This is a genomic window from uncultured Microbulbifer sp. (assembly GCF_947489355.1).
GTDB lineage: Bacteria > Pseudomonadota > Gammaproteobacteria > Pseudomonadales > Cellvibrionaceae > Microbulbifer.
This window is the reverse complement of the sequence record NZ_CANLDD010000032.1, coordinates 22,935-49,208: the sequence shown is the minus strand read 5'-3', so window position 1 is coordinate 49,208 and position 26,274 is coordinate 22,935. Positions and strand designations below refer to the sequence as shown.

Genomic DNA, 26,274 nt, shown 5'->3' with positions numbered 1-26,274 from the left:
TTCGTGAACTGAACCTGACCTGACAGACCACCGTCAGAAAAACCGGTAACTGTCAGATCAAGTCTGAACTACTACACATTATTTCACCCCACCACTGTCCCAAGACTATCCCCCAACCCATCCGTACTACCCTTATGCCCATTAATCGCCGCCTCTTGCGCCGGCTTCTGACCATTACCAGGGTGGGAGTGAGTCGCGAAAGTGCCGGCGAGGGCTGATACCACGCCTATCAAATCCTCCAGCACTTTCAGCACGTTCAGAGATTCACTGCCCAACCAGACCTTGCCACCATCTTTTACTTTGATGATCTGGAGAACCTTGGCCACGGATTCACGCATATTCCCAATCTGCTCTTTCAAATCCCGCCCCACAGTGACATTGATATCACTGGCAGTGGTGAGATTGAGATTATCCAGCGCAGACAGATTGGCACTGCCACCAGACAGTAGCCGCAACGCACCCAGGGCTTCGATCAGTTTTATGCCCGCCACTGCTTCCATGGAATGCTGGCGCACCTGGCGGTGTTCATTGTCGCAGTCTGTATGCAATGCGGCCGCTTCAATTGTTTTCTGCAGCGCGCGCTCGCGGATCTCGCCGTGGGTTTCCCAGTGCCAGGTTGCCTGGGCATCCACCTTTTGGCGCACGGTATCGCTCTGCTGCCAGACTAAGTCCTCGCGATCCAATGCCGACACACCCAGACCCCGGCACAGCACCGTGCGGATAAACGGCTGGTCCGGGCGGCCATAGGCAAAGGCCAGCTCCACCAGGGTGCCCGGTTGCGGAAAACCAAAAGCCCCGCGCTCATTGCCGGCAAAGTGCAGCGGCAGCGGCACGCTGCGAAAAACAAGGGAGTCAATATGGGAGCCGTAAGTTCCGGCAGCGGCTGTGGCGCTATCGGATGACTCAGAGTATGAGTCGTCGTGGAAATTGCTGGGACAATGCTCCGATGGAAAGACTGTTCCGCAGCCTGAAAAGCGAATGGGTACCGTCTCTTGGCTACGCCTCCATCGCAGAGGCAAGCCGGGACATCAGTCACTATCTGATTACCAACTACAACTGGGAACGCCCCCATCAGCACAACGATGGTATACCACCCGCAAAGGCGGAAGAAAATCTTAACTTACTGTCCGGAAAAAGTTGACCACCACACACCCAACCTACTATAAAGGCAATAACTGCACTAACAATGACAGCAATCCAATGTACATTTGCTAAGTCCATCATCCCATTTCCTTTAATTTTTATTATTAACGCCTAACTTATTAGCGATTAGATAATCTAAACTATACCGACCAGGACCTGTAGCCATTAACCATACAAATAAAATAATATATAAAACTTGGGGCAAATAAAGAAACCAGCTCATCCAATCCAATGGCCCAATGTCTTTAGGAATAACATGCTCAATTTCAACAGTGGTGATGGCAACAATCATTGCAATCGTCAATGCAATCGCAGCAAGTGTTGACAAAAGACCCACTATTAATAGCAATCCACCAAAAAACTCTACGCAACCTAAAAACAGCGCCATAAATTCAGGAAAGGGCATTCCTATTTCGCTCATCAAATTTATAAGGTCTGCATGCCTCTCAGGCATAAATAGTTTGTTATACCCAGACACCGAAAAAAATAACCCCAATGATACACGTGCAACCAAAATAGGTAACCATTCCCAGCTACGATCACCAACAAGTAGTCTTTTAATTAAAGGAAAAAATTGTGTAAACATATTTACCCTCTTACATGGCTATAGCATAATTATGAACTTTTAATTTAGATGCTTCATACGTATTTAAAGCCTGCTCTACACTCTGCATTCAACATTGGCGCGACTTCATCTTCACTCAGTGAGTCATGTATTGTAACGTTTTTTTCATGTTGTAGATAAATCGCATATAAACAAATAGCTAAACCAATCATTAATATTGCGCCGTCAATAAACTGTGAGTGCGTTTGAATTTCACCTAAAATAAAAAATGCGGCCAACACCCCTGCTACAGGCGCAAATGATGTTGCAGGTGACACATCGATTGAACGTGATTTACGCATTCCTGAGCCCCAGGCGAGCTGTCCTGTCTACGCACTCCTATTCGAGCACGGCAACCAGAGGAATATCTATATGAGCAAAGCACAGCAGAAACGATACGATTCACTACACCTCAAACATCTTAGCCCACTCAAACGTCAGGGCAAAGCCGAATCGACCATTGACCTTGACAGTCGCGCCATACGGCGCGTCTGCGAATATTTTGATAGCCCCCCGACACCCTCACCCAAGAGCAGCTCGAGGGCTATTTCTAGTCCCTCACCAGCACCCACTCCTGGTCAATGGTGAAGGTGGATCGCAATGTCCTGCAGTTCTTTTACAAGCATGGTAAATTTGAATCCTGAAAAAAGTGATAAAGCCAGATTGAGTGATTTAATCTGTTGATTTATATGGGAAAATTGCGGATCTTCCCAGGCTTGAACTGGGGATCTATCGATTATGAGCCGGGTGTTCTAACCAATTGCGCTAAAGGCCCATTTTCACTTTTTAAACTTTTCCGACCCGTGGCTTGTTTATGAGTTTTTTATCAACTGCAGACAGGCATCCCTACATGAGAGATACTACTTGACTACCTTCAGGTCTGGCTTCCCATCGGAGTCATCATAACGCATAGCCCTTTACCACCACTTAGGAGCCCTGTCTGTCAACTTCTTCAGCATCAGAAAGCAGCGCTTTAGCCCGCTTTTTCCGCCACTGCTCATATTTTGGAATGCCCTTTAGAGTACGCTCTTCAATAATCATTTAGCGGCGCTATCAATGCTTTGAAGGTTGAGAAGGGCGAAGATTTCTCCAGTCAATTGCGGGCCCCTTCCACTTGAATCACTATGGGAAAGCTTGAAGCTGGGTCACCCTGTATATCCTCGAGCCAAGTAGCCAGCTATTTTCCACGTGAGTTATGCTTTACCTTTACATGCTTACGCAAGACGCATCAATCGCCATCTCACCGGCTAGCCATTAGCCCACCCCTTACAGGTCCGAAACGATGGGATATGTTCCGCTTTTGAATTTTTGCACTGTAGTCAAAACTCGATGTGCCAGGTACTTTGAACTCCTTATATCTGTTTCATGGGCACTGCCATCAAGGCTATGAGAGGTTACACCAAGCTGACAACCCAACCGATTAACATCTTTGACGGTATTGCTAAAAGGAGCATCAAGACCAACCCAGATCATGCCATGCTGGCTTGCTAAAGTTACAAAGTACTGGAGCGTTGAGGCTTGATCTCCATTGAGGCCCGTTCCTGAAGTCAAACCAGCAGCAATTTTTCCTGACCAATCTTGGGTTTCCCAGAAATCACTTGTCGCATCTGCGAAGGCTTTGAATTGTGCTGCAACATTACCCATATAAGTTGGAGAACCAAAAATTATTGCATCACAGGTTTTAAGTTCGTCCATTAGTATTTTATTTATAAACCGCTCCTCAATTATTTCAGCTCCTAATATCTGATGAAAGAAAAATAAAACTTTCTGATTAACCAATTCGCTGCAAGCTGCCTTTGCGAGCTTTCCTGTTACATCAGTGTTAGAAAAATATACGATTCCAATCTTTATCATTAATTGCACTTTATTGCTTGGTATAAGAACATAACACCGTTAACAAGGTCAGTCGAAGCGCAGCGCAGGCTGTCCAGCCCAGGCCGGGGGGCTGAGCGAGCCTGGTTAGTATTGCTCGACCACTGGTTCCTATGGAAACTGAGTAGAACCTTTCGCAATATGAAATCCTCGAAGTTTACGAAAAATCCAGATGTGAATAGCTTTATCAATATCAATGGGGTTATCTAAAGATCCGCCCTTTACACTAACAATCTCAGTAGAACCTCGCCTTTGCTGCCATAACCTGATCCCGCCTTTAGGAAAAAAGGCGCATTCAAGCGCATTGCCAGAATCCGCTGTGGGGCACCAAAATTTTGGTTTGCCTTTAGGGACACAGAGTGCTTCTTTGTTCGTAAAAACAGAATCAGATTGCTTTCGACACTTAGCGCAATGGCAGACAAATAATTGCATTATCTTCCCGGAAAACTCATACGGATTCCGCCACATTGACATCCACCTAAAGAGAAGCCACTCACTTTATTCTCCAGCTTAATTATTCCCTGGTAGTATTTACACCTCAATGTGCGGTTGTAATGTTGTGTCGAAGGTACGAAATGGGAATCCAGGCCCAGCTTGCTGAGCTGATGCACCATTGACTTGTTATGCAATTATTCAACTCTAATACTCTTGGATTCAACAACGATAGCAATATTACTAAAACTCAACCCAAGCTCAGCTGTTCCGCTACTACAAATGGAACACGCCCATTTTTTATACAATGGGACACTATAGATCATTTTTTCAAGACTTAGATTTCCCGATCTAGGCCCATAATTAAGCTCAGGGTTTCCAAGGAGTTATCGAAGTTGGTTTCGTGGCTAAAGCTGACCATATCCCCCTTCGGGCCTTTGATAAATAGGCCGTCGCCCTCGGTAAAGTGGGCGTACTAGATGGAGGGTAGCCACAGTTCATGGTCCACCAGGGCGGATTGGCCACCACCAAAGAGACCTCAATCTCGATAAGGTGGCGGGTTGAACGGGCTGAGATACCGCCCAATGGCCGCGTTAGGAATAGAGATAAAGCTGCGGAGAGCTACCTGCATTCCAACCGTTCGCGCCAAATCAGCACCGGCAAGTCACTGCGATCACCAGACCAATAGTTGACTCATCAGTTGCCGTTCGTTTCCTGAATCGGCCCTACAAAGGAGGCGATGCCCTCCTCGCGGAGGGAGTCGAGCGCCTCGCCGAGGGCCTCTTTGTCTGTTTCGAACACATCCTCCCATACGGTGGAATAGTTATTCTCGTCGACGACTTCGAGCAGCCAGCCACCTCCCTCACCCTCGTAAATATCGATCCGGACAGACACATCACCCTCGCGGTAGATCCGGCTCAACTCTGACTCTCTCGGTGCAAATTCTTCGTCCATAGGGTTCTCCTCACTCAGGCCCTGAAATTTCAACCAGAACTTTGACAAGTTGCGGCCTTCCGGTCAACCGCCAGCCGGGACAGCTGTAAACTGCCAGTCAAAGGTACGACAAGCTGTTTTTTTACGATAAAATCCACACTGATTTTTTCTGCTCCGGATTTACGCTCCGGCCCGCAAATAAGGAAGTACCATGGATCAATTCGTTGTATGCGCACTTTACAAGTTCGTCAGTCTGGAGGATTTTGAGTCCCTGCGCACGCCCCTGCTGCATGTCATGCTGAAAAACCGTATACGTGGCACTCTGCTACTCGCCCGTGAAGGGGTCAATGGCACTGTTGCCGGTCACCGCGATGGCATAGATGCACTTCTATCCTACTTAAAATCCGATCAGCGCCTGGCTGAGCTGGACTACAAGGAGTCCTTCACTGACGAGATGCCCTTCCTGCGCAGCAAGGTCAAGCTGAAAAGGGAAATTGTCACCATGGGTGTGGAGGGTATTGACCCCCTGTGTGTGGTGGGCACCTACGTCGAACCCAAAGACTGGAATGCTCTGATCAGCGACCCGGAGGTCGTCGTGGTGGACACTCGCAACGACTATGAATTCCAGGTGGGCACTTTCAAGGATGCCATCAACCCGAAGACCGACACCTTCCGCGGGTTTCCCCAGTACATCAAAGAGAACCTGGACCCGGCCAGGCACAAGAAGGTCGCCATGTTCTGCACCGGCGGCATTCGTTGCGAAAAATCCACAGCCTATATGAAAGAACAGGGCTTTGAGGAAGTCTACCACCTCCGCGGTGGTATCCTGAAGTACCTCGAAGAAGTACCCAGGGAGATGTCCCTGTGGGAGGGCGAGTGCTTCGTCTTTGATGAGCGGGTCACTGTCAACCACGACCTGGAACGCGGTCATTACAACCAGTGCAACGCTTGCCGTATGCCGATCACCCAAGAAGACCAACAATCTCCACTGTTCGAGCAGGGAGTCAGCTGCCCCCACTGTCACGACAAGGTGGAGGAAGCCGACCGCGCCCGATTTCGCGAACGCGAAAAGCAGATCCAGTTGGCAAAGCAGCGCGGTGAACAGCATATGGGCCAGGATGTTCGGGACCTGATAGTCGACAAGCGCCAGCAAAAAAGAGAAGAGCGCCTCCGCCAGGCACAATCCCAACCGGCACAAACCCCGCAGCGGGCTTATAGCGACTGAAGCGCCACAGGCCTGGGTGCGCCCTTGATCCGGGAGAGCCAGGCCTCGGCTTCGGCCTCGGCGACAAATTCCCTAGAACTGTGTCGAAATAAACAACCCCGCGTTGCCAGCGGCACGGTGCAGCGGCTGCGCGGGTGCAGCACGGCAATATAGGCTCGCCGCAGCACCGGGTGTTCCGCAATGTAACTGGTAAACTGCCGCTGCTCCTCTAAAGTGACTTTGGAACGCGCATAGCGCAAGTCCAGCAACACGCGCAGCGGCACCCTGTGGCGATATTTTTCTACCAGGCGGGCCGAGGCCTCCATTTTCTCTGCAAATCCCACTGGCCCATAAAACAGCACCCGCGCCACGCCACCCACCGATCGATAACTGATATGAAAATTCATTGATGCCAGCATCCATGCTTTCGCCTATTTTTTTATGAATTACCGCTTCAGTAACGCCTGTTTCCTACCTCCCCACCGTGTTTTCTAACCAGGCTCGTCAAGCGCTTTTCCCTCACGCCCCTCACAGTATCACTGCAGGCCATATCAGCTAAGCGCTGACCTGCCGGTGTGTTGTCCACAATACGCAGAAACCTATGCGAAGGGATTTTACCGGTTTGTGTGTGCCACTCAGGACAGTTATTCCGGTTGTCCGCGAGGAATAAATCCCCAGACAATCCTGACCGTCACGGCAAGAATACAGTATCAGTACCGGATTTTTCCGACAACGTCGACAGGGCAGCAGCAATTGTGGAGTATCAATCCAGGTTCAGCAGGATCGAGAGCGGCTGGCTAATAAATAACGCAAAACCAACAGTGATTATTATATCTCTCGTATTCTCTGCAAATGCCGGCAGTTGAAAAACCGTGGCAGGGCTAGCGACCCCGCACACACTTGACACCCCTTTCACGTAACTGGGATTTCCACAAGGGGCGCACCGGGAGCGTCAATATAGGGACAAATCAATCCGCGAAAAACCCAAAAAAACAAAAAATCACTTCTTTGTGACCGGCATCGCGATTGCGCTCAACTAATTTCGATTTCTGGCAACGCCTCATCACCAGTGTTGTTTAACCAGATCTCAGCTGCCATTCTGCGTGCTATTTGTCGATAAAAACCGGCGATCTCTCCCTCCGGATCCGCGATAACACTGGGATGCCCACTGTCTGCGTCCTCGCGGATTTTCTGTGCCAGGGGAAGTGCTCCAAGCAGGTGCGTATTGTACTGCTCCGCAATGCGCGCACCACCGCCAGTGCCGAAAACAGGTTCGCTGTGGCCACACTTGGAACAGGTGTGCAGTGCCATGTTCTCCACGATACCGAGCACCGGCACCGAAACCTTGCGAAACATCTCCACACCTTTTATGGCATCTTTCAGCGCAAGATCCTGGGGAGTGGTTACAATCACGGCACCGGCCAAGGTGGTTTTTTGTGCCAATGTCAGTTGGATGTCCCCGGTGCCGGGGGGCATGTCCACGATCAGGTAATCCAACTCGCCTTTGGCATCACACCAGAGGGTTTGCGTAAGAATCTGGTTGAGCGCACCACTGGCCATAGGGCCGCGCCAGACAGCGGGGGTGTCCTCTGTCATCAGGTAGCCCAGGGACATGGTCTCAATGCCCTGAACAGTCACCGGCACGAAACTTTTCTGTTCTTTAACCTGAGGGCACACACCCTCAGTACCGAGCATGGTAGGCAGACTCGGGCCGTAAATATCCGCATCCAAGAGCCCTACACTGGCGCCTTCTGCCGACAGGGCCAGAGCCAGGTTTACCGCAGTGGTGGATTTCCCCACGCCACCCTTACCGGAGGCCACTGCAACAATATTTTTTACACCGCGTAAGGATTCAGGCACATTTGCAACGGAATTTGCAGGAATGTCGCTGAACAGCTCAAACTGTAAGCTACTGCCGGCCAAAGGGCCCCCTTTCAACAGGGGTTCGCACGCTTTCAACACCCGCTCGCGCCAGTGCTCCTCCTCGCTCGCACAAGGGTACCCGAGGGTAATACCGGCAAAGACCCCGTCCCCTTCAAAACCCACTTCTATTTCCGCATCCAGCGCATCCAGCGGTAAACCGCTGACCGGGTCGTGCAATTGACCAAGGCACTCAGCCAAACGCTCCAGCTCTGCCTGAACTTCCTGTGACAGTCCTTCATGGTCGTGATGACGATCGCTCACGGTATTCCCCTCTCGCTGCTTCTTGTCCAACTTGCATTGTCTCGAATGATCCGCGCCAAGGCCAGCGACCGGATCAATCCGGTCATGCCGTGGGCGCGCGATCCCATCTCCCCGGCATAGTTCAAATCTGCTATATTCCGCGGTCTTTTGACAATCTCCGTCCCCTCCAGCGGAGCCTCTGGCCACAACCCCTCAGCGATGGAAAAACCGATGTCCGATACGCGCAAAATCCTAGTCACCAGCGCACTCCCCTACGCCAATGGCTCCCTGCACCTGGGCCACGTACTCGAATATATCCAGACTGATATCTGGGCGCGTTTCCAGCGCACCCGCGGCAACGATTGTCTGTATCTCTGTGCCGATGACGCACACGGCACCGCGATCATGCTCAAGGCTGAACAGCTGGGCCTTACCCCGCAACAGCATATAGCCCGTATGCAGGCAGAACACGAGCGGGATTTCGCCGACTTCCTGATCGCGGTGGACAACTACCACTCCACCCACTCTGAGGAGAACCGCGAGCTGTCCTCCATGATCTACCGGCGCCTCAGCGACAATGGCCATATCGCCTCGCGCACCATCACCCAAGCCTTCGATCCGGAAAAACAGCTGTTCCTGGCGGACCGCTATATCAGAGGTACCTGCCCGCACTGCAGCACCCCCGACCAATACGGTGATAACTGTGAGGTCTGCGGCGCCACATACAGCCCCACCGAACTGATCGATCCGGTCTCCGCCATCTCCGGCACTACTCCGGTAGAAAAAGAGTCCGAGCATTTCTTCTTCACCCTGCCCGCCTTTACCCAATTCCTGCGCAATTGGACCCGCTCCGGCACCCTGCAGGATGAGGTCGCCAACAAGCTAGCTGAGTGGCTGGAAGAGGGCCTGCAGGAGTGGGATATTTCCCGCGACGCCCCTTATTTCGGCTTTGAAATCCCGGATGCACCGGGCAAATACTTCTATGTCTGGCTGGATGCCCCCATTGGCTACCTGGCCAGCTTGAAAAACTACTGCGACCACATTGGCAGGGATTGGCTGGAATATTGGAGGAAAGACAGCGCGGCCGAGGTTTACCACTTTATCGGCAAGGATATCGTTAACTTCCACGCGCTCTTCTGGCCGGCAATGCTCAACTCCGCGGAGTTGCGCACCCCCAGCAAGGTGTGCGTCCATGGCTTCCTCACAGTGAACGGCAAGAAGATGTCCAAGTCCCGCGGCACCTTTATCAACGCCCGTAACTACCTGGATCATCTCAATCCGGAGTACCTGCGCTACTACTTCGCCACCAAGCTCACCGCGGGCGTGGACGACCTGGACCTGAACCTGGACGACTTTATCGCCAAGGTAAATTCCGACTTGGTGGGCAAAGTTGTCAATATCGCCTCGCGCACCGCCAAGTTTGTGAGCAAAGCTGGTGGCAAACTGGCTATCGGGCTGGCCGACGGAAAGCTGTGGAATCAGTTTATTGAAGCCGCCCCACGCATTGCCAACTATTACGAGCAGCGCGAATACGCCCGCGCCATGCGCGACATTATGGCTCTGGCTGACGCCGCCAATGCCTGGATTGCCGACAAGGCACCCTGGTCCCTGGCTAAACAGGAGGGCAGCGGGGCGGAAGTCCTGGCGATCTGTTCCCAGGGGGTGAATATGTTCCGTGCCCTGATCACCTGGCTGGCACCGGTGCTGCCCAATACCGCGCAAAAAGCAGCGGAGTTCCTCAATAGTGAATTGGACTGGAAGCACGCCACCACCCCGCTGGCAGGCCACGAGATCAAGAAATTTAAGCCGCTGCTGCAGCGCGTGGAGAAAACCCAGGTGGACGCGGTGATGGATGCCGCCAAAGAATCCCTGGTGCAACTGCAGGCCGAAGCCAAAGCGGCCACCGGCCCACTGGCCGAAAACCCCATCGCCGAGCAGATCCAGTTTGACGATTTCGCCAAAGTGGACCTGCGCATCGCCCTGATTGCCAAAGCCGAGTACGTGGAGGGCGCCGGCAAACTGCTGCGGCTAAGCCTGGACCTGGGAGGCGAAACCCGCCAGGTGTTTGCCGGTATCAAAAGCGCCTACACACCGGAGGAGTTGGAGGGCAAGCACACAGTAATGGTCGCCAACCTGGCACCGCGCAAAATGCGCTTTGGGGTTAGCGAAGGAATGGTGCTGGCCGCGGGTCCCGGCGGCAAGGATCTGTGGATTCTCGAACCCCATAAGGGCGCCAAACCGGGCATGCGCGTGATGTAATGGCCAAGGCTACCCGGCCCTAACGCAGAGACACCGCAATCAACCCGGCACACACCAGCCCCACGCCCAGCAGCTGGGGCCTGTGCGCCGGTTCCTTTAACAACCAAATCCCCATCCCAACCCCCAGAGGAATACTGAGCTGGCGCAGGGCCACCACGTAGCTCACATTTTCCGTCATGGTCATCGCCAGCAGTACCAGGCCGTAGGTCACCCCCATTATCAGGCCTGTCAAGGCTCCCAGCTTCAAATCCCCCAAACTCAGTGCCAACTGGACGCGCCCGCGCTTTCCCAGACAACCCAAAAGCAGCCATATCCCACAGGCAAAAAACTGCATGCCCAGGTAGCTGTAGGCCATTGCCAAAGGTGTTACCGCACCATCGAGTGCCGTTTCCAGATAAATCAACGCCCCTTTGTCTGCAAGGGAATAGCCGACGGTACCCAGCGCCGACATCAGTGCCCAGGCACAGTCCGCGCGCCAGTAAGCCCGCCAGTGCCATTGGCGAAAATACACCAGGGGAACCAGCAGGCAACCGAGTGTGACCAACATCATCCCCACCCAGGCCAATCCCGGCAGCCGCTGGCCCAACAGAACCGTGGCCACCGCCACCAACAGCACCGGCAGCGCCCGCGCAATGGGGTACACAAGCCCCATGTTGGCGCGCTGGTAGGCCAGCGCCAGACTGCCCATGTAGACCATTTGGCAAAAACCACTGCCCACCAACAACAACCAGAACGCACTGGGCAGTGCCTTTGCCTGCTGTAAGACCCAAATAGCCAGGGGCAGCAGCAGCAGGCCTACACTGAGCGTGGCGATGCAGAAAAATGCCGGGGAAGGGGTGCGGGACTTTCCTAGTAGATTCCAACCCGCGTGTAGAAATGCCGATACCAGAACCAGAGCTGCAGCGGTTATCGATATTCCCATAAACGCCCTTTTCAATAACAACAGAAGGGCTCACGAACGCACCGTAGTCATGCACACCGGACTCAGCGCGCCATACTCGGGAGTCGCCATTGCATTCGGCGCCCACTGCCATAGCATATCTGTACCTTATGTACAGATACCAAGGAGACCCTATGCGCGGCGTATTTCTGGACGCGTTGACAATGAAGCTCGAGGAACTGGACACGTCGGCCCTGCAAAACAGTCTAGACCACTGGGATTTCTACGATACCACTTCCGCCAGCGAAACTGCCGGACGCATCGTCGATGCCCAAGTAGTAATCACCAACAAGGTGATCCTGGATCGCCCGCTTTTGACACGGGCATCCCATCTCAAACTCATCTGTGTCTGTGCCACCGGCACCAACAATATCGACCTGGAGGCCGCACGGGATCTCGGCATTGCCGTGCGCAATGTCAAAGGTTATGCCGGTGCCTCTGTGCCACAGCACACCCTGGCACTGATCCTGGCCCTCGCCTCCCGCTGGTACCGCTACCACCGGGACGTAATGGACGGACGCTGGAGCCGGTCTGAGATTTTCTGCCTGCTGGATTACCCGGTGATAGAGCTGGCTGGCAAGACTCTCGGTATTATCGGCTATGGGGCACTGGGGCAGAGTGTTGCCAGGCTTGGGCAGGCTCTGGGGATGCGGGTGTTGGTCGCCGAGTCCCTCCGCGGCAAAATACAAAACAACCGGATTCCCCTGGTACAACTGCAGGCTGAATCGGATGTCATCAGCTTGCACTGTCCCCTCACCGCGGAGACAGAAAAATTGATCGACCGCCCCTTTATCGCAGCCATGAAACCCGGCGCTCTACTGGTGAATACCGCCCGCGGCGGTTTGGTCGATGAGGAGGCCCTGGCCGATGCGCTGCGCAGTGGGCACTTGGGAGGCGCCGCGCTGGATGTGCTCAACAAAGAGCCACCACCGGAGAACCACCCCCTGCTGGACAGCGATATCCCCAACCTGATTATCACCCCTCACAACGCCTGGATCAGCCGTGAGAGCCGCCAGCGGCTTCTCGATGGCGTGGTGGACAATATAAAAACCTGGAAACGGGATGCCATTCTGTGAGTCACGCACAAGTTCTCGCGGTTGCGCCGAAAGACATAGGGCGATTACCTCATTGGTTATGAAAACCCGATTCGATTGCCGGGTCAGTCCCTGCAGGGCGAGAGGAGGTCATCCATTCCGGTTTGATTTTCACCCCCTGAGCCCTGCACCAACCAGAAGCTTATCCTCAGCATTGCCCCCACTTCAACACTGCTACCGCAAGCGGCCCTGCGGGCACTTGATATAACTTTTTTCATGAAAAATCTACAGTGATTATTTTCTATTACCCTATTAAAACTACCTGTCCGAGTGGGAATTCGCCGGCGCGACTATACAATGCGTCGGCAATCAGCAATCAACCCCTGAAAAGGAGAAACCCCAATGGCAACCGCAAGAGCTCCACAGACAAATTCCAGCAAGAAAAAGCTGCAACAGGCTTACAATCTCGCAGGGGAGGCTGCCTCAGAGGCCGCGGAAAACCTGAAACAGAGAGCCAAGTCCTCTGTTGAAACCCAGAGACAACGCGCTACCGATGTTATGCAAAAGGCGGAATCCTCGGTCAGGGAACGCCCGATTTTGGCAGTAGGTTGTGCTTTTATGGTCGGCTGGGTTATCGCCAAGCTCCTTAAATAACTTTTTTCTTTTTTCAACAGGGAAGAATATTCGCAACATGGGCACTGAAAAAAAATCCCAGGCATCTGGCGTAAATCCCGACTCTACAACACGAGGAGGCAGCCGGGATAAGCCCGCCGGTCAGGACGACCACAGCGAGGGGGCTGACAACCGCCTGGAAATGACTTTGGCCCGTGCCGAAGCCATGTTGGTACTATTGACTGCCTGGTTGGCCAATATCCAGAAACTGTTCCAGCTGGAACTGGATAGAACCTTAACCGCCGGCAAACGCCTGATTTTTCTTCAACTGATGCTGGTGCCTCTGGGCACAGCCCTACTCGTGAGCCTTTGCGGGGGGGTGGGCTTAATTACCTATTACTTCTCCCAATCGGTGTATCTTGGGTTTCTGGTCTTCGTATTAATACAAGCAGTTATTTTTATCGGGGTCCTGGTCTACCAGCAAAAACTGCGCCCACTGCTCGGATTCGAAGAAACCAAACGGCAGATCAGAGAGGCTTTAAACGATGTCACTGAGACAATTAAATAAGCAAATCCGGCAGTGCAGCCAGGATACTGAGAAACAGCGCCAGAGTCTGCTGTGCATAGCCGACCGGCAGCGACAGCAAGTCTACCGGTGTCTGCGGGCAACTCCCCTGCCCATTCTCTTGGGCCTGGCGTTCGTTGCCGGTTTTGCCACCGAAAAATTGTGGCGATTCCCACGCACTTCTCGGATGGTACAGCTGATGCACTCTCTGCGCGCTTTCTAGCCGGGCTGCTCAATTCCCTATGGTAGTTTCAACCAGCGCGGGGCTCTGTAGACCGGAGTGGCACGCCGCTAGTCACCCTCCTGGAGCATCTTGTCCTGGGTTTTTGTCTCAAAATCACTGGAATCGTGACGTTCATGCAACTGCTCACTGGGTTCACCCCAGGTGCGGTTGACCATGCACCCCCGTATCACCGCCGGTCGCGCGGCAATATCTTCAACCCACCGGTTCAGGTGCTGATAGCTTTTGGCATCGAGAAACTCGGCGGCATCATAGGCTTCGTTACGCACCAGTGCGCCGTACCAGGGCCAGATGGCCATATCCGCAATCGTATATTCCCGCCCGGCAATAAAAGGGTGTTTTGCCAGCTGTCGATCCAGAACATCCATCTGCCGCTTTACTTCCATCGCAAAGCGGTTAATGGGGTATTCGTATTTTTCCGGCGCATAGGCGTAGAAATGCCCAAACCCACCCCCCAGGTAGGGGCCCGCACCCACCTGCCAAAACAACCAGTTAAGGGCTTCGGTACGCTGCTCCGGGGTGTGTGGCAGGAAGGCGCCAAACTTCTCTGACAGATAGAGTAGAATCGAGCCACTCTCAAATACCCGGATCGGCGGTGTAGTGCTTTGGTCCACCAGGGCGGGAATTTTTGAATTGGGGTTAATTTCCACGAAACCACTGCCGAACTGGTCGCCCTCAGTTATGCGCGTCAGGTGAGCATCGTACTCCGCACCTTCAAAACCGAGTGCCAGTAACTCTTCCAGCATAACCGTGACTTTAACCCCATTCGGGGTCGCGAGTGAATACAACTGCATGGGTTGCCTGCCGCGCGGCAGCTTTTTTTCATGGGTAGCGCCCGCTACCGGACGATTGATGTTCGCAAACTGCCCCCCGCTTTCCGTATCCCATTTCCAGACTTTTGGCGGCGTATAGGGTTGATCCGACATTGAACGACTCCAACTGGGGTTACACGACAATCCAACAATAGTTATGGATCGACCAATTTACCGTAAACCGTGATCTCTGCGCTAACCAATAAAGCCCAAACAGATTCACAAATGCTTTCGGTATTCTGTCGACATTGACGCCGCCGTGCAAGGTGCGTATTCAGCTATGAAGTGCATACTATTTTTGCAACCTGATCCACAAGCAGCTCTTGATTATATTTGACGATTTTTCAAATCTTCATGTTTTTCTTGGTCGATAGTTAGATCGCATATTTCCCCATCTATCTCGTCCTGAGTTTTTAAGGTCGCTATTCTCCAGTCAATGACCATACAAATCCCGATGCAGGTGTTGAGCGATCTAATAGCCCAGTTTTTTAGCCCCGGCCTCAAATACCGTTGCAACTTTTTTCATCAAAAGACAAGAAGGTTATTGGATATCAACAACCTGCAACCTCCGCAGTTTTTTCAAAGGTATGAAAGTGAAAGAAACCACCATAAGCGGGACAGTGGGGCATTGGGTAATGGATTTACCGTCGCTGCTGATAACCCGGCAGTCAAAGAGTCTTCCATGCCCTATTTGACTACCACCCATTCAGCGTCGGCACAACAGAAAAATAACTGCATTTGCAAGGGTTAATAAGGCCAGCCTGCGCGAGCAGTTCCCGGTGTAGGATTAATAAAAGACCGGCGCAGAGACATAACTCCAAAATAGCACGGTACCCACCATGATCAGCACGGCAACCACCAAAGAAACCATGACTATGGCACTGGCAAAGAGAAAACCCCGCTCCTCAGATACGCCCATCACTATTGGGATGCCGATATACAGCAGATAAACCGCGTAGGCTACGGCCACTGTGGCCAAGAGAATATCCAGCCACAGTAGCGGATAGACACCGGCAATACCGGCAAGGAAAATCGGCGTCGCGGTAAATCCGGCAACAACCACGCCTTTCATTGGGTGGGTTTCTGCGCCATAGGTTTTGGCCATCCAGTGAATAAAGTAGCCAATTGCGACAACTGCCAGCACCATGGTGCAATAGAAAACCGCAACCAGCTCAAGGGCGCTCTGATCGGTAATCTTTACTGGGTCACCAGCACCGATACTCCAGCCAACTTTGGTTGTGCCAAAATACCAGGCCACCGCCGGCAACAGGGCCAGCAGGATGACGTAAGGTATTTGCCGGCGTAAATTTTTCTCGGATAGGTTGCCAATCAGTTGCCACTGCCTGCGCGGTTGCATCATAAGGCCGAACATATGGATCAACATTCCGTCTTCCTCACGCTCTGTAAGGAACTTTGAGTGCGACCTGGCTGCTCAAATTGATCTTGGAACCACTGGTCAAAATGAGAGGCACCACTAAAAGGTCATCCTCCAAGTTCCAGTCCGTTTCTTTTAGTACCGAGCTAGTTGTAGAATCTGCAGTCGCTGAAGTCAACAGTAAGAGGGAGATTGGCGGGAATGTCCATATTGACGTTTCCCCCCGAAACAATAAGTGACATTCAAGTGCTACGAATTAACCCGGTACGATGGTGACAAAATCAGATAAACAACGGAAACCTCATTGCTGAAAGATTGTCGCAGAGTCTTTGGGCCAAGTATCTTTCCCGAAAACCCCTGGCTGCTTCTCCGGGGTAGGATGTAGCCAGTCTCAGCTACTTCTTATTGCCTCCAGCGGCTGCATCCAGCCATAGCGATCCTCTGTCCGCCCCTCCTGAATATCCAAAAGCGCCTGACGCAAACTCTGGGCGACAGATCCGGGCGCCTTTGATAAGCGGTAACTGCTACCTGCGTCTCCTATCACACTGATGGGGCTGATGATCGCAGCGGTACCACAGGCAAATGCCTCTGGGCAGACACCGGAATCCACCTGTTTCAGTAGTTCATTGATATGGATCTCGCCCTCCACCACCAGATGCCCCTGATCCCTGGCCAGTTCGATCAGGGAGTCACGGGTAATCCCCTGCAAAATAGAGCCATTGAGTGCCGGGGTATAAAGTGCATCTCCGATGACAGCAAAGAAGTTCATACCGGAGAGTTCATCCACGCTACTGCGGTTGGCAGGATTAAGCCACAGGGATTGATCGTAACCCCGTTCCCGAAGGCGCCCCGTACTCAGCAGGGAAGCCGCATAGTTGCCGCCGACCTTTGCATCTCCGGTACCGCCTACCACAGCCCTGGTGTCATCGCGTTCCACCCAGAGGCGCATATTGCCGGAATGGTAGGCTTCCGATGGGCTGGCGATCACGTAGAACGCATAAGAGGCACTGGTCGATACAGTCAGGTCGGCCTGCGTGCCCATCAGGAAAGGGCGCAGATACAGAGACTCACCACTGTTGCCAGGTACAAGATTTGCACAATAGGAAGCTATTGTGCGCACCCCATCGAGAAACAGGGGCTCGGGTACAGGGGACATGCACAGGCGTTTGGCGGAGTATGTCATGCGGGCGGCGTTTTTTTCCGGGCGGAACAGGGCGACTCCATCATCCGGTGTACGGTACGCCTTCATTCCCTCGAAGCACGATTGGGCATAGTGCAGCACTTTAGCCGCGGGGTCCAAAGATATCGCCGTATAGGGAACCAGTTCCCCTCTGCTCCAGCAGCCATCCTGGCAGATAGCACGAAACATCACTGGCGCTAGTACCCTACCAAAGCCCAGTTTTCTCGGCATTTTGTATCTGTGCAGACTCGATACTGCATCAGGATCAATAGAGATACTCACCAAAATCCTCCTCTTACTTCAATTGGAGGATTATGCTGCCTGTGGCGCTGTAATCCAAATGCAGTTTTCAAGAGTCCTTGAGCAGTTGCCACTTCCCTTTTAACAAGGCGCTTTGGTCAGGATGGAAGTCCTTTCTCATCCAGTTGCCCCTCTCATCACGACCTATCTCGCAACCGGCTGCAAGCGCCACCTGCTCGTGCAGAAGAAAATTGAATCCTCCTGTGCAAACTTTTGGCATCTGCTTGATGAATCCGGGATTCTTTGCCTCTCCAAACTGCTAAACCAAAAGAGTGGCCTAAAACTTATTGGTACCGCGATGGTGGGTTGAAGTCTCCGTCACGGTGCCTCTGGTGACAGTTTATGCTGGCTATACTGTTTAATACGCGGCCAGAAAAGCGTATATCAGCGCCAGGGAGCGTTTTTACTGAAGGCCTTTCAGAGCGAGGAATCGCCGGCCCTCAGGATTGGATGGAACCATATTTCAGGAGAGAGCTTCCGCCGTATTTGCCAGCCAGGTTTGCGAGCGGAAACGAGGACCACAGACCCGCGCAATAGCACAAGCGCGATTGGCGGGAGTGGGTAAAGCAAATATGGAACGGAAGTGGTTCAATTGTGACACAGACAGATACCGGCAACTCCCTCGCTATCGGCTTGATGTTTACAGCCACAGCATTGCTGTGTAACAGTGCCCTGGCGACAAATGGCGTCCCTGTGAACCCGGATTCCGCCCCTCCCCAGGCGTTTATCGAAGCCGCCTCCAAGCCACTAAAGAAAAAACAGCGACAGCTGCGACCCTCTGAAGCCGTGCAGAATTATCGCGAACGCATCGAGGAGCTGGAGGCCCAGCACGGCGCCTATGGTGCAGGCATTGACGAACAACTGTTGGGGCTGGCCACGGCTTTACAAAAAGCCGGTGCACACCGGGAGGCCGCCGGGGAATTCCGGCGGGCAATGCTGGTAAACCGTGTTAATGAAGGGCTTTTCTCGCTCAACCAGATTCCTATGATTGAACGCTTGATCGAAAGCCAGATCGCAATGAATCATTGGGATGAAGCCAATGACAACCAACAATACCTCTACTGGTTGTACGAAAAAAATTACGGAGAAAAAGATCCCCGCATGTTGCCGGCAATTGACAACTTGAGCCGCTGGCACTTGCAGGCCTTTAAAGAAGAAAAAGGCGACACAGTCGTTGAACACCTGATCAGCGCCACCAATCTCTACACCCTGGCGATTGATATCATCGCCAAAAACTTTGGCTCTGCGGATCTTCGCCTGGTGGATGCGCTTCGCGGGCTGACAGCCACAAACTATTACCTGGCCACCTACAAAGGCGAACCGCAGGCACCCCTGATTATCAATACCAGTTTTAGGAATATCGGCCCCGGCGTACACCAGAATACCAAACTGGATCAGTACCGGATGAAAGGGTTTAATACCGGCAAAAAAGCCATTACCCGAATTGTCGATGTTTACCAAAAGAACCCACAGTCTCCGCCGGCAGCCTCGGCGAAAGCCAAAGTGGAACTGGGTGACTGGTACCTGATGTTCAACAAATGGCACTCGGCGCGCAAGACTTATGGCGAAGCCTACCAGGCCCTCTGGGACAATGGCGCCTCAAATGATGAGATCGAGGCCATTTTTGGCCGCCCCGTCGCCCTTCCGGCACTGCCGATATTGGACTCGGAAAGCAAAGCGCTGGCCAACGCCCACATTACGGTTACCTATGACGTTACCGCTTTTGGCAAAGCGCGCAATATCAAGATCCTGAGAGCCTACCCGCCGGGCAAAATAAACACCCGCTCCAAAGTTCGCAACATTCTAAAACGCGCCAAGTTCCGACCGCGCTTTGAAGATGGCAAAGCGGTAGAAACTCGCGGCCTAGTACAGCGCTTTGTCTTCAACTGAAGATTTTGCTTTACAGCACTCCAGTATTTATGTGGAAATCGTATTTACCATTTATGAACGGCTATTTTTAAGATTCCACACTGAGACTTGTCGGGTTGGCAATACCCATCCGTTTTCACAGCCAACCCCCTTTGCCACGGCACCTTGCCAGGCAATCTAAGGAGAGAAGAGATGACATCTCGGGAAGCGGTACGCAAAAGCCACCGCCAGGCCACAGGCTGGCACACCCTGTTCTCTGCCGCACTACTGGTCTCGGCGATTGCCGGGTGCAAAAGCCAGCAGACGCAATCCCAGCCTCCGGCAGTGCCGTCGATGCCCTCGGCCAGTTCCCCCTCACAACCACAATCCCAGAGCAGCTCACCGTCCACCAGCCGCTCACAAAGCCCCAACCAACCCCAAACGGCAGGCAGTGGCCAACCGCGCAGCAGTTCCTCCAGCCAGCCAGGCGCCAAATCACCGGCAGCGGACACAACATCCCGTCGCGACACGCAAACAGCCGCCAGTAGCGGCGAACAGTCATCACGGACGCGTCCGGTAGAGGACAATTTGCCGACACCAGACTCGCGCAGCCGCTCTCCCTCTTCACCGATGTACAGCGATTCCGATCAGGTGCCGCAAGATCGAACAATGCCGCCTGATCCCTCCTCCGGCGAACAGGGCTCCCCGCCTGAAAACATCGATTTTTCCGAAGAAGAGCAATCGGCCTCTTCTGCCAGTGCCTCATCCAGCAGCGCCTCGCCAAGCAGTACCTCCAGCAGCGCCGCCTCCAGTAGCAGTTCCACATCGGGGCAATCACCGGCGGGTGCTGCCCGCACGGGCAGCGCCCCCAACGAAATGCCCACCTCGGCTGCAGAACGGGTTGCAGAGTTGGAGGGGCGTTTCGAGTCCACGATGGTGAGCTATGACGGTATGATCCTGCGCGAGCGGGACTATGTTCGCAACAAACCCGGCTCCGCCTCCGCAGAAACTGGTGAAGAAGCGATGGACGAGCCCCCTGCGGGCGAATCCCTGGAGGACCTTATAGAGTCCGCTGAAGCCGAGATTCCCGCACCGCCCGGTGGCAACAACTCTGCGGACGGCGGGCCGCAGCAAAACAACTCCAGTGGTCAAATTACCGGGCCCGGCCTGCCAGCCTCTGGCCGTCAGGGGGATTACAACCATAGAAATACACAGGCGGTGGTACCCGCCGACATCCCCAGTGGTACCGATGACGATGTGGTAGCACGCCAGATTCGCGAGGCCGCCACGCGCGAAACCGATCCCGAGCTGCGGGAAAAACTCTGGGAGGAGTACCGGAAATACAAAAGTGCCACAAAATAGCACTTAAGGAAAACGGCATGTTATTTTTCAAGAGAAATGGCCTTGGTGGTCAACTTCTGTCAAAGCGCTACGGTACCTGGCTGGTATTTTTCCAGGTTTTCTTTGTGCTCACCGGTTGTACTACTACCGAAGTGCGAACCACTGCGTTTACCCCTCTGACCATAGAAGATGAAAGCATCGCCGAAGCGCGCCTACTGGATGTGGGGGTTATCCAATTTAATCCCGGCCTGGACAGTGCCGAAGCCGGGGAGGATACGCTTGTATTTCCCGAGTTGCGCCAGGCTGAATCCCGATACATGGCGGTAACCCTGGCAGATTCACTCCAGTCAAGTTTAGGCTGGGGGGCTGTGCGGGTTATCCCCTCCGCCCGCACCAATATCGATGTCACTGTCTCAGGTCGTATTGTGCAGTCCGATGGTGAAACATTGTCTGTGGAGATTACAGTGACCGACTCCCGCGGCCAACGTTGGTTCACCAGGGCCTATTCCGAAGCCGCCTCTCACTACGCTTATGACCGCAAGCACCCCACCGAAGGTGACGCCTTCCAGGGCATCTACAACCGCATCGCCAATGATATGCTCGCTTACCGGCAAAAACTGTCAAACCAGCAAATCGCCGAACTTCGCACAATTTCAGAGATGCGTTTCGCGCGCAGCTTTTCTCCGGAGGCTTTCAACCGCTACTTGCGCCAAAGACAGGATGGTATCTACTACCTGGGCGCCCTGCCCGCGGAAAATGATCCAATGCTCGAACGTGTGCGTAAAATCAGGGAGCGGGATCATCTATTTGTAGATACCCTTCAGGAATATTACGGAACGTTTGCAAAAACGATGGAAGTCCCCTATCAGGAATGGCGCGCCAGAAGTTATGAAGAGGTGCGGGAGATGCGCGAATTAAAACGCAAGGCCCGCAACCATACGCTTATTGGCGCTGCCGCTATTATCGGTGGCATTGCCGCAGCTGGCTCGGGGGCTGGCAGTGCCCGGGCCGCTGGACAGGTTGGGCTAGGCGCGGGAGGCTATTTGGTCAAAAGTGCGTTCGACCGCCGCGCGGATGCCAAAATGCACCTGGAGACCCTGCAGGAACTGGGGGATTCCATGGAGGCAGAGGTAGAACCACAAATCGTTGAGCTGGAAGATCGCACAGTAACCCTCACTGGTTCCGTAGAGAATCAATACAGGCAGTGGCGAGAAATTTTGAAGGAAATCTACAATGCGGAAACCGGCTCATCGACTTCCAGTATCTAGGAGCAAATAGGATACCTTTACAAACCAGGTCTCCGCTAAGCCGCCAATCAGATAGACAGGCTGTCAACTATTTCACTGCCAGCTCTAAGATTCTGACGCAGAAACGTGAAGACACTTGTCTAGCAGAGGTGCGACACGCTACCACACTAACCTGGTTGTCTTTTCAAAACACCCGAAATCTTCACTGGAGACATGAATAACACGGCGGAACCATTATGCAGCCCCGCGAACACTCCAAGGAAGATTTAGCCCCCATTGAACCAGCCGAATTCACTTTTGGCGGTGAGAAGGCGCATAAGCCCGACAACTCGGTTGAGCGCGTTGACAAATATCCTCGGAGGAAATCCTATTGGCCAATATCCATTGGTATTGTGCTGGTTTGTGCTCTGGTTGGGGTCTTCTGGGGATTGCCCAGAGTGATAGACAAACCGCAATTGGGCCTGGAGCACACCGACAAGGTTTCTGTAAAAACTGATAAATCCGTCAATTCTGGGCAGGCTTCCCCTTATAGCGATGCGGAGATTATGCAGCAGCGTCGAAACGTACAGGAGACGCTACAAGACATTCTCGCCCTAAAGGAAGAATTGCTGGAGAGACGGGTGAAAGTATGGGCATTCGGGGAGTTCACCGCGGCTGAGGTTCTCGCGTTAGAGGCAGACGGGATTTACCGCAAGCGGCAATTCCTGCAAGCACTGGAAAAATACAGAGAAGCCCTGCAGGCTCTGGAATCACTGCGTGAGAGTATCCCCGACCGCCTGGAAAAACACATCACTGAAGGAAACCAGGCTCTCGAAAAGGGCAACCGGGCAGCTGCGGCAGACGCATTTAAACTGGTGCTGACTATTTCTGAACGCCACCCCAGAGGACAAAAGGGACTCGAGCGTTCAGACCGGCTACCCCTGGCTTGGTGGAACTATATTCATGGCAAAGCTGCTTATCTGGATGGAAACCTGAACCTGGCAAAAAATGTCTTGCAAAAAGCACTCGCTATCGACACCGAAACAGTGCCAGCAAAGGCATTGCTGAAAAAAGTCCTCCTGGAGATTACTGAGCGAAATTATCAGGATGCCATGTCGGCAGGATACGCCGCCATCGCGGGCAAGCATTATGCATCTGCAAAAAAATACTTTAAACAGGCACAGAAACTGCAACCCCATGCCAAAGCGCCCGGCATTGGCCTGACCCAGGCCCGCAATGGTGCTGAGAGAGAAGAAATTGATCGATTATTTCACCAAGCCCGTAAAGAGGAAGACAGGGAGGCTTGGCATGAGGCCTTACTCAGCTATACCACCCTGGTTAAAAAAGATGCCAGTCTGGTCGCCGCAATCACGGGAAAGGCGCGTACTACTGCAAGAGCCCGGCTCGATGACAAAATGCAGGACCTACTCAAGGATCCCCTGACTCTGGGCGAACAAAAGCGCAATTCCATGGCCCGACAGGTGCTTGCAGATGCACGCACGCTCAACGCACAGACGCCACGCTTACAAGGCCAAATCAAGGATCTTGAGCATGCGCTCACACAGGCAATGATTCCATTACCTGTCCGCTTTAAGTCCGATCGTAGCACGCACGTCACCATTTATCATGTGGGCAGGCTGGGCAGCTTTGACCAGCGCGAAATTGCACTAAAACCCGGTCGCTATACCGCTGTAGGCACTCGCGAAGGCTACAGGGATGTGCGGCGTGAATTTATTGTTATACCCGGCAAACCCGTCACAGAAATCGTCATTCAGTGCGCTGATAAAATAAACGGCGTCAATAACAGCTAGAGACAAGAACCCTGCTCATGGGTACCACTCTAAAAAATAACGTTATTATTGAGTAGCGGTACCGAAATAGAAATGCTCGCTCGTTGTCGCGAAAAGAGGGATTTTGTGTCAAACGGACAGCCAGGCGCAATGCCCTCAGTACCTGCGAGCTAAGCTTTGTTGCACACCGTTAGACATTCACCTCCGCTTTCGCGACACCGGTGTATCCGTTTCGGCACAGGCGTACCGACGCCAGAGCAATTGCGATAAGTCCATAAGTGCGCAGCGATAGGGAAGCAAACATGGCAGTGAAAGAGGCAGTACCTGTCCGCGATGAAAAATCTGCGCTCGATGACTCCCCCTTCATCGAACCTATCGGTTTTACGCCAGTACAACTAAACGCCACCCGCACCCGCCTATTGTTCTCCAAGCGTGCCCTGGTTGTGTCATTTTGTCTGGTACTTGGCCTGCTCGCACTCATTTACCTGGTGAGTGCACGGTCTCTGATCTTCGATACCAAACCCGCCAATGCAAACGTCAGTATTAGTGGCCTTGCCCTCCCTTTGGGTGATGGTCACCTGGTGTTGCCAGGCAGTTACCGCTTCACCATCAGTGCCGAGGGCTATCTACCCAAAAGTGGAAAAATAGAGGTCACTGGTGATGGGCACAGCCGCCACACTGTTACCCTGGAAAAATTACCGGGCAGGTTACAGGTGGAAAGTGACCCTGCGGTACCGATCAGAGTACTCATCAATGGTCATGAGGTGCGCAACGAAAATGGGCTGGTAGAAAAGGTTGCCGCCGGGATCATGCAAGTGACCGTGCTCTCTGATCGCTACCTGCCCTTTACACAGGAGATAGAGATTGAGGGATTGGGCAATACCCATCGCCTACAGGCAAAGCTCCGCCCCGCCTGGGCCAATATACATATCAGCAGTAATCCTATTGGGGCCACAGTCACGGTCAATGGAACCGTCCTCGGTACCACACCACTTACTGCTGAATTAATCCAGGGAAATCAAACTGTCTCTGTCTCACTTCCGGATCACAAGACAGTGGATATTCCCGTGGCGGTCACTGCCGGTGTGGATCAGACCCTGGCCAGGGTGCACCTGGGCCCGGCCGACGGACTGCTGCGGGTTGTCACGGTTCCTGAGGGTGCAGGAGTCACCGTCAATGGTGAATTTCGCGGGCACACACCCTTAAAACTGGAACTCTCGTCAGGGGAAATTCATCGGCTGCGCTTTTTCAAGGACGGCTATACCTCGGTCGAACACACCATTGATCTGGGTGCTGGCATGGAGCGCGATCTCAGTATCAACCTGAGTGCGATTTATGGCAGGGTCCATATAACCAGTGTCCCCGCCGATGCCGAAGTTTATATTGATGGACAGTACGCCGGGATAAGTGGTCAGACTTTCAACCTCCCCGCCAAAAGTCACAGTATCGTCGTGCGCAAGGAGGGGTATGCAGAGTTTGATACCAGTATTGTACCCAGTGCCAAACTGCAACAAACGGTGCGCGCGGTCCTCCTCTCTTCCGAACAGGCACGCTGGGACAAGGTGCCATCGGAGTTTCGCCACGGCGCGGGCGGAACCATGAAATTGATGCGCCCCAATACCGTCTTTACCATGGGCTCTTCCCGTCGTGAACAGGGGCGCCGCGCCAATGAGGTCATGCGTCAAGTATCCCTTACCCGTCCCTTCTATATAGGCACTACAGAAGTCACCAATCGAGAGTACCGCCAATATAAACGTATGCACAGCTCAAGCCATGTCAATGGTGTGAGCCTGGATAACGATAACCTGCCTGTGGTCAATATCAGTTGGGCCGACGCCACTCTTTTCTGCAACTGGCTGAGTCAGCGTGACGGTTTAACGCCGGTATACCTGACCGGACAAGGGGGGATCATCGGATTCGACTCTGCGGCAAACGGTTACCGTCTGCCTACGGAAGCAGAGTGGGCCTGGCTGGCACGTTACGACAGGGGCGCCATGCGTAAATACCCCTGGGGCAATACGCTTCCAGTTAGCGATAACTCCGGAAATTATGCCGACAGCCATGCTGCAAAACTGCTTCCAACCGTCATGCGCACATACAGCGACCGCTATGCGGCAACAGCTCCCGTCGCCAGCTACAACGCCAATCCCCTGGGCATTCACGACCTGGGTGGTAATGTCTCAGAATGGATACACGACCTCTACACCATCGGTACTGGCCTCTCAACACGCCGTGAGGAAAATCCCATGGGTCCGCAGGATGGTGACTACCATGTAATTCGCGGCTCCAGTTGGCGCCACTCAGGGCTGACAGAGTTGCGTTTGTCTTACCGGGACTACGGAGAGGCACCGCGCAATGATATCGGATTCAGAATAGCGCGCTGGATAAACTAGGAGGGCG

At 53.2% G+C, this 26,274-nt stretch carries 23 protein-coding genes and 1 pseudogene; 11 read left to right on the top strand and 13 right to left on the bottom strand.

The annotated features are described in order from the left end of the window. Nucleotides 1–83: 83 nt before the first annotated feature. Entirely contained in the window at nucleotides 84–833 is a 750-nt protein-coding gene (locus Q1A48_RS13235; RefSeq protein ID WP_299945641.1) for a hypothetical protein, read from the bottom strand. Between the two features lie 11 nt (nucleotides 834–844). Between Q1A48_RS13235 and Q1A48_RS13230 the strand changes: the two are divergent. Beyond that, nucleotides 845–1,141: pseudogene (locus Q1A48_RS13230) on the top strand (integrase core domain-containing protein); the annotation flags it as partial. A gap of 93 nt (nucleotides 1,142–1,234) precedes the next feature. On the opposite strand, the gene Q1A48_RS13225 reads toward Q1A48_RS13230, so the two are convergent. The 5 genes from Q1A48_RS13225 to Q1A48_RS13205 all read right to left on the bottom strand — a co-directional run bounded on the left by Q1A48_RS13225 (nucleotide 1,235) and on the right by Q1A48_RS13205 (nucleotide 5,053). After that, entirely contained in the window at nucleotides 1,235–1,729 is a 495-nt protein-coding gene (locus Q1A48_RS13225) for a DoxX family protein (protein ID WP_299945638.1), read from the bottom strand. Nucleotides 1,730–1,782: 53 nt separating this feature from the next. Beyond that, entirely contained in the window at nucleotides 1,783–2,049 is a 267-nt protein-coding gene (locus tag Q1A48_RS13220) for a hypothetical protein (RefSeq protein WP_299945635.1), read from the bottom strand. Between the two features lie 964 nt (nucleotides 2,050–3,013). After that, complete coding sequence (locus tag Q1A48_RS13215) at nucleotides 3,014–3,601, bottom strand: flavodoxin family protein (RefSeq protein WP_299945632.1); 588 nt, start codon at nucleotides 3,599–3,601, stop codon at nucleotides 3,014–3,016. A 129-nt stretch (nucleotides 3,602–3,730) separates the two neighbouring features. Next, the gene (locus Q1A48_RS13210) at nucleotides 3,731–4,051 is read right to left on the bottom strand and encodes a GFA family protein (protein WP_299945630.1); all 321 of its coding nucleotides are present in this window, start codon (nucleotides 4,049–4,051) and stop codon (nucleotides 3,731–3,733) included. A 696-nt stretch (nucleotides 4,052–4,747) separates the two neighbouring features. Beyond that, nucleotides 4,748–5,053, bottom strand: coding sequence for a hypothetical protein (locus tag Q1A48_RS13205; RefSeq protein ID WP_299945627.1), 306 nt, complete (start codon nucleotides 5,051–5,053; stop codon nucleotides 4,748–4,750). A 142-nt stretch (nucleotides 5,054–5,195) separates the two neighbouring features. Here Q1A48_RS13205 and Q1A48_RS13200 point away from each other — a divergent pair, with 142 nt between their 5' ends. Continuing rightward, on the top strand, nucleotides 5,196–6,209 hold the full coding sequence (locus Q1A48_RS13200; RefSeq protein ID WP_299945625.1) for a rhodanese-related sulfurtransferase: 1,014 nt from the start codon (nucleotides 5,196–5,198) through the stop codon (nucleotides 6,207–6,209). On the opposite strand, the gene Q1A48_RS13195 is transcribed toward Q1A48_RS13200, so the two are convergent. Together Q1A48_RS13195 and apbC are read right to left on the bottom strand one after the other, a co-directional pair. Beyond that, nucleotides 6,197–6,595, bottom strand: coding sequence for a hypothetical protein (locus Q1A48_RS13195; protein WP_299945623.1), 399 nt, complete (start codon nucleotides 6,593–6,595; stop codon nucleotides 6,197–6,199). The genes Q1A48_RS13200 and Q1A48_RS13195 overlap by 13 nt on opposite strands. Before the next feature lie 625 nt (nucleotides 6,596–7,220). Next, a complete protein-coding gene (gene apbC, locus Q1A48_RS13190; RefSeq protein ID WP_299945620.1) occupies nucleotides 7,221–8,372 on the bottom strand; it encodes an iron-sulfur cluster carrier protein ApbC in 1,152 nt (383 codons plus the stop codon). A gap of 210 nt (nucleotides 8,373–8,582) precedes the next feature. Here apbC and metG point away from each other — a divergent pair, with 210 nt between their 5' ends. Next, entirely contained in the window at nucleotides 8,583–10,610 is a 2,028-nt protein-coding gene (gene metG / locus Q1A48_RS13185) for a methionine--tRNA ligase (protein WP_299945618.1), read from the top strand. Nucleotides 10,611–10,629: 19 nt separating this feature from the next. Here metG and Q1A48_RS13180 read toward each other — a convergent pair whose 3' ends face one another. Next, nucleotides 10,630–11,532, bottom strand: coding sequence for an EamA family transporter (locus Q1A48_RS13180; RefSeq protein ID WP_299945616.1), 903 nt, complete (start codon nucleotides 11,530–11,532; stop codon nucleotides 10,630–10,632). 152 nt (nucleotides 11,533–11,684) lie between these two features. Here Q1A48_RS13180 and Q1A48_RS13175 point away from each other — a divergent pair, with 152 nt between their 5' ends. The 3 genes from Q1A48_RS13175 to Q1A48_RS13165 all read left to right on the top strand — a co-directional run bounded on the left by Q1A48_RS13175 (nucleotide 11,685) and on the right by Q1A48_RS13165 (nucleotide 13,764). Continuing rightward, nucleotides 11,685–12,626, top strand: coding sequence for a D-2-hydroxyacid dehydrogenase (locus tag Q1A48_RS13175; protein ID WP_299945614.1), 942 nt, complete (start codon nucleotides 11,685–11,687; stop codon nucleotides 12,624–12,626). A 360-nt stretch (nucleotides 12,627–12,986) separates the two neighbouring features. Beyond that, complete coding sequence (locus Q1A48_RS13170) at nucleotides 12,987–13,238, top strand: hypothetical protein (protein ID WP_299945611.1); 252 nt, start codon at nucleotides 12,987–12,989, stop codon at nucleotides 13,236–13,238. 37 nt (nucleotides 13,239–13,275) lie between these two features. Next, nucleotides 13,276–13,764: a hypothetical protein gene (locus Q1A48_RS13165; RefSeq protein WP_299945608.1), complete on the top strand. Its 489-nt coding sequence runs from the start codon at nucleotides 13,276–13,278 to the stop codon at nucleotides 13,762–13,764. Here Q1A48_RS13165 and Q1A48_RS13160 read toward each other — a convergent pair. From Q1A48_RS13160 to Q1A48_RS13145, 4 genes are all read right to left on the bottom strand, one after another. Further along, nucleotides 13,757–13,966: a hypothetical protein gene (locus Q1A48_RS13160; RefSeq protein ID WP_299945606.1), complete on the bottom strand. Its 210-nt coding sequence runs from the start codon at nucleotides 13,964–13,966 to the stop codon at nucleotides 13,757–13,759. The genes Q1A48_RS13165 and Q1A48_RS13160 overlap by 8 nt on opposite strands. Nucleotides 13,967–14,052: 86 nt before the next feature. After that, nucleotides 14,053–14,928 (bottom strand): glutathione-dependent disulfide-bond oxidoreductase, encoded by an 876-nt coding sequence (gene yghU, locus Q1A48_RS13155; RefSeq protein ID WP_299945603.1) that lies wholly within the window; start codon nucleotides 14,926–14,928, stop codon nucleotides 14,053–14,055. Between the two features lie 673 nt (nucleotides 14,929–15,601). Further along, the gene (locus Q1A48_RS13150; protein WP_299945600.1) at nucleotides 15,602–16,198 is read right to left on the bottom strand and encodes a Yip1 family protein; all 597 of its coding nucleotides are present in this window, start codon (nucleotides 16,196–16,198) and stop codon (nucleotides 15,602–15,604) included. Between the two features lie 382 nt (nucleotides 16,199–16,580). After that, nucleotides 16,581–17,651, bottom strand: a complete 1,071-nt coding sequence (locus tag Q1A48_RS13145; protein WP_299945598.1) for a branched-chain amino acid aminotransferase — start codon at nucleotides 17,649–17,651, stop codon at nucleotides 16,581–16,583. Nucleotides 17,652–18,263: 612 nt separating this feature from the next. Here Q1A48_RS13145 and Q1A48_RS13140 point away from each other — a divergent pair. The 5 genes from Q1A48_RS13140 to Q1A48_RS13120 all read left to right on the top strand — a co-directional run bounded on the left by Q1A48_RS13140 (nucleotide 18,264) and on the right by Q1A48_RS13120 (nucleotide 26,267). After that, nucleotides 18,264–19,559, top strand: a complete 1,296-nt coding sequence (locus Q1A48_RS13140; protein WP_299945595.1) for a hypothetical protein — start codon at nucleotides 18,264–18,266, stop codon at nucleotides 19,557–19,559. A gap of 171 nt (nucleotides 19,560–19,730) precedes the next feature. Further along, complete coding sequence (locus tag Q1A48_RS13135) at nucleotides 19,731–20,879, top strand: hypothetical protein (RefSeq protein WP_299945593.1); 1,149 nt, start codon at nucleotides 19,731–19,733, stop codon at nucleotides 20,877–20,879. Between the two features lie 17 nt (nucleotides 20,880–20,896). Further along, complete coding sequence (locus Q1A48_RS13130; RefSeq protein ID WP_299945590.1) at nucleotides 20,897–22,126, top strand: hypothetical protein; 1,230 nt, start codon at nucleotides 20,897–20,899, stop codon at nucleotides 22,124–22,126. Nucleotides 22,127–22,341: 215 nt separating this feature from the next. Beyond that, nucleotides 22,342–23,895: a hypothetical protein gene (locus Q1A48_RS13125; RefSeq protein ID WP_299945587.1), complete on the top strand. Its 1,554-nt coding sequence runs from the start codon at nucleotides 22,342–22,344 to the stop codon at nucleotides 23,893–23,895. Nucleotides 23,896–24,176: 281 nt separating this feature from the next. Then, nucleotides 24,177–26,267, top strand: a complete 2,091-nt coding sequence (locus tag Q1A48_RS13120) for a PEGA domain-containing protein (protein ID WP_299945584.1) — start codon at nucleotides 24,177–24,179, stop codon at nucleotides 26,265–26,267. Nucleotides 26,268–26,274 lie beyond the last annotated feature (7 nt).

What these genes read in the sequence shown, in the direction of transcription:
- Q1A48_RS13220 (WP_299945635.1), bottom strand. Translation starts at nt 2,049, where the DNA reads ATGCGTAAATCACGTTCAATCGATGTGTCACCTGCAACATCATTTGCG.
- Q1A48_RS13120 (WP_299945584.1), top strand. Translation starts at nt 24,177, where the DNA reads ATGGCAGTGAAAGAGGCAGTACCTGTCCGCGATGAAAAATCTGCGCTC.
- metG (WP_299945618.1), top strand. Translation starts at nt 8,583, where the DNA reads ATGTCCGATACGCGCAAAATCCTAGTCACCAGCGCACTCCCCTACGCC.
- Q1A48_RS13170 (WP_299945611.1), top strand. Translation starts at nt 12,987, where the DNA reads ATGGCAACCGCAAGAGCTCCACAGACAAATTCCAGCAAGAAAAAGCTG.
- Q1A48_RS13150 (WP_299945600.1), bottom strand. Translation starts at nt 16,198, where the DNA reads ATGTTGATCCATATGTTCGGCCTTATGATGCAACCGCGCAGGCAGTGG.
- Q1A48_RS13130 (WP_299945590.1), top strand. Translation starts at nt 20,897, where the DNA reads ATGTTATTTTTCAAGAGAAATGGCCTTGGTGGTCAACTTCTGTCAAAG.
- Q1A48_RS13225 (WP_299945638.1), bottom strand. Translation starts at nt 1,729, where the DNA reads ATGTTTACACAATTTTTTCCTTTAATTAAAAGACTACTTGTTGGTGAT.
- Q1A48_RS13215 (WP_299945632.1), bottom strand. Translation starts at nt 3,601, where the DNA reads ATGATAAAGATTGGAATCGTATATTTTTCTAACACTGATGTAACAGGA.
- Q1A48_RS13125 (WP_299945587.1), top strand. Translation starts at nt 22,342, where the DNA reads ATGCAGCCCCGCGAACACTCCAAGGAAGATTTAGCCCCCATTGAACCA.
- Q1A48_RS13210 (WP_299945630.1), bottom strand. Translation starts at nt 4,051, where the DNA reads ATGCAATTATTTGTCTGCCATTGCGCTAAGTGTCGAAAGCAATCTGAT.
- Q1A48_RS13180 (WP_299945616.1), bottom strand. Translation starts at nt 11,532, where the DNA reads ATGGGAATATCGATAACCGCTGCAGCTCTGGTTCTGGTATCGGCATTT.
- Q1A48_RS13165 (WP_299945608.1), top strand. Translation starts at nt 13,276, where the DNA reads ATGGGCACTGAAAAAAAATCCCAGGCATCTGGCGTAAATCCCGACTCT.
- yghU (WP_299945603.1), bottom strand. Translation starts at nt 14,928, where the DNA reads ATGTCGGATCAACCCTATACGCCGCCAAAAGTCTGGAAATGGGATACG.
- Q1A48_RS13135 (WP_299945593.1), top strand. Translation starts at nt 19,731, where the DNA reads ATGACATCTCGGGAAGCGGTACGCAAAAGCCACCGCCAGGCCACAGGC.
- Q1A48_RS13195 (WP_299945623.1), bottom strand. Translation starts at nt 6,595, where the DNA reads ATGAATTTTCATATCAGTTATCGATCGGTGGGTGGCGTGGCGCGGGTG.
- Q1A48_RS13175 (WP_299945614.1), top strand. Translation starts at nt 11,685, where the DNA reads ATGCGCGGCGTATTTCTGGACGCGTTGACAATGAAGCTCGAGGAACTG.
- Q1A48_RS13200 (WP_299945625.1), top strand. Translation starts at nt 5,196, where the DNA reads ATGGATCAATTCGTTGTATGCGCACTTTACAAGTTCGTCAGTCTGGAG.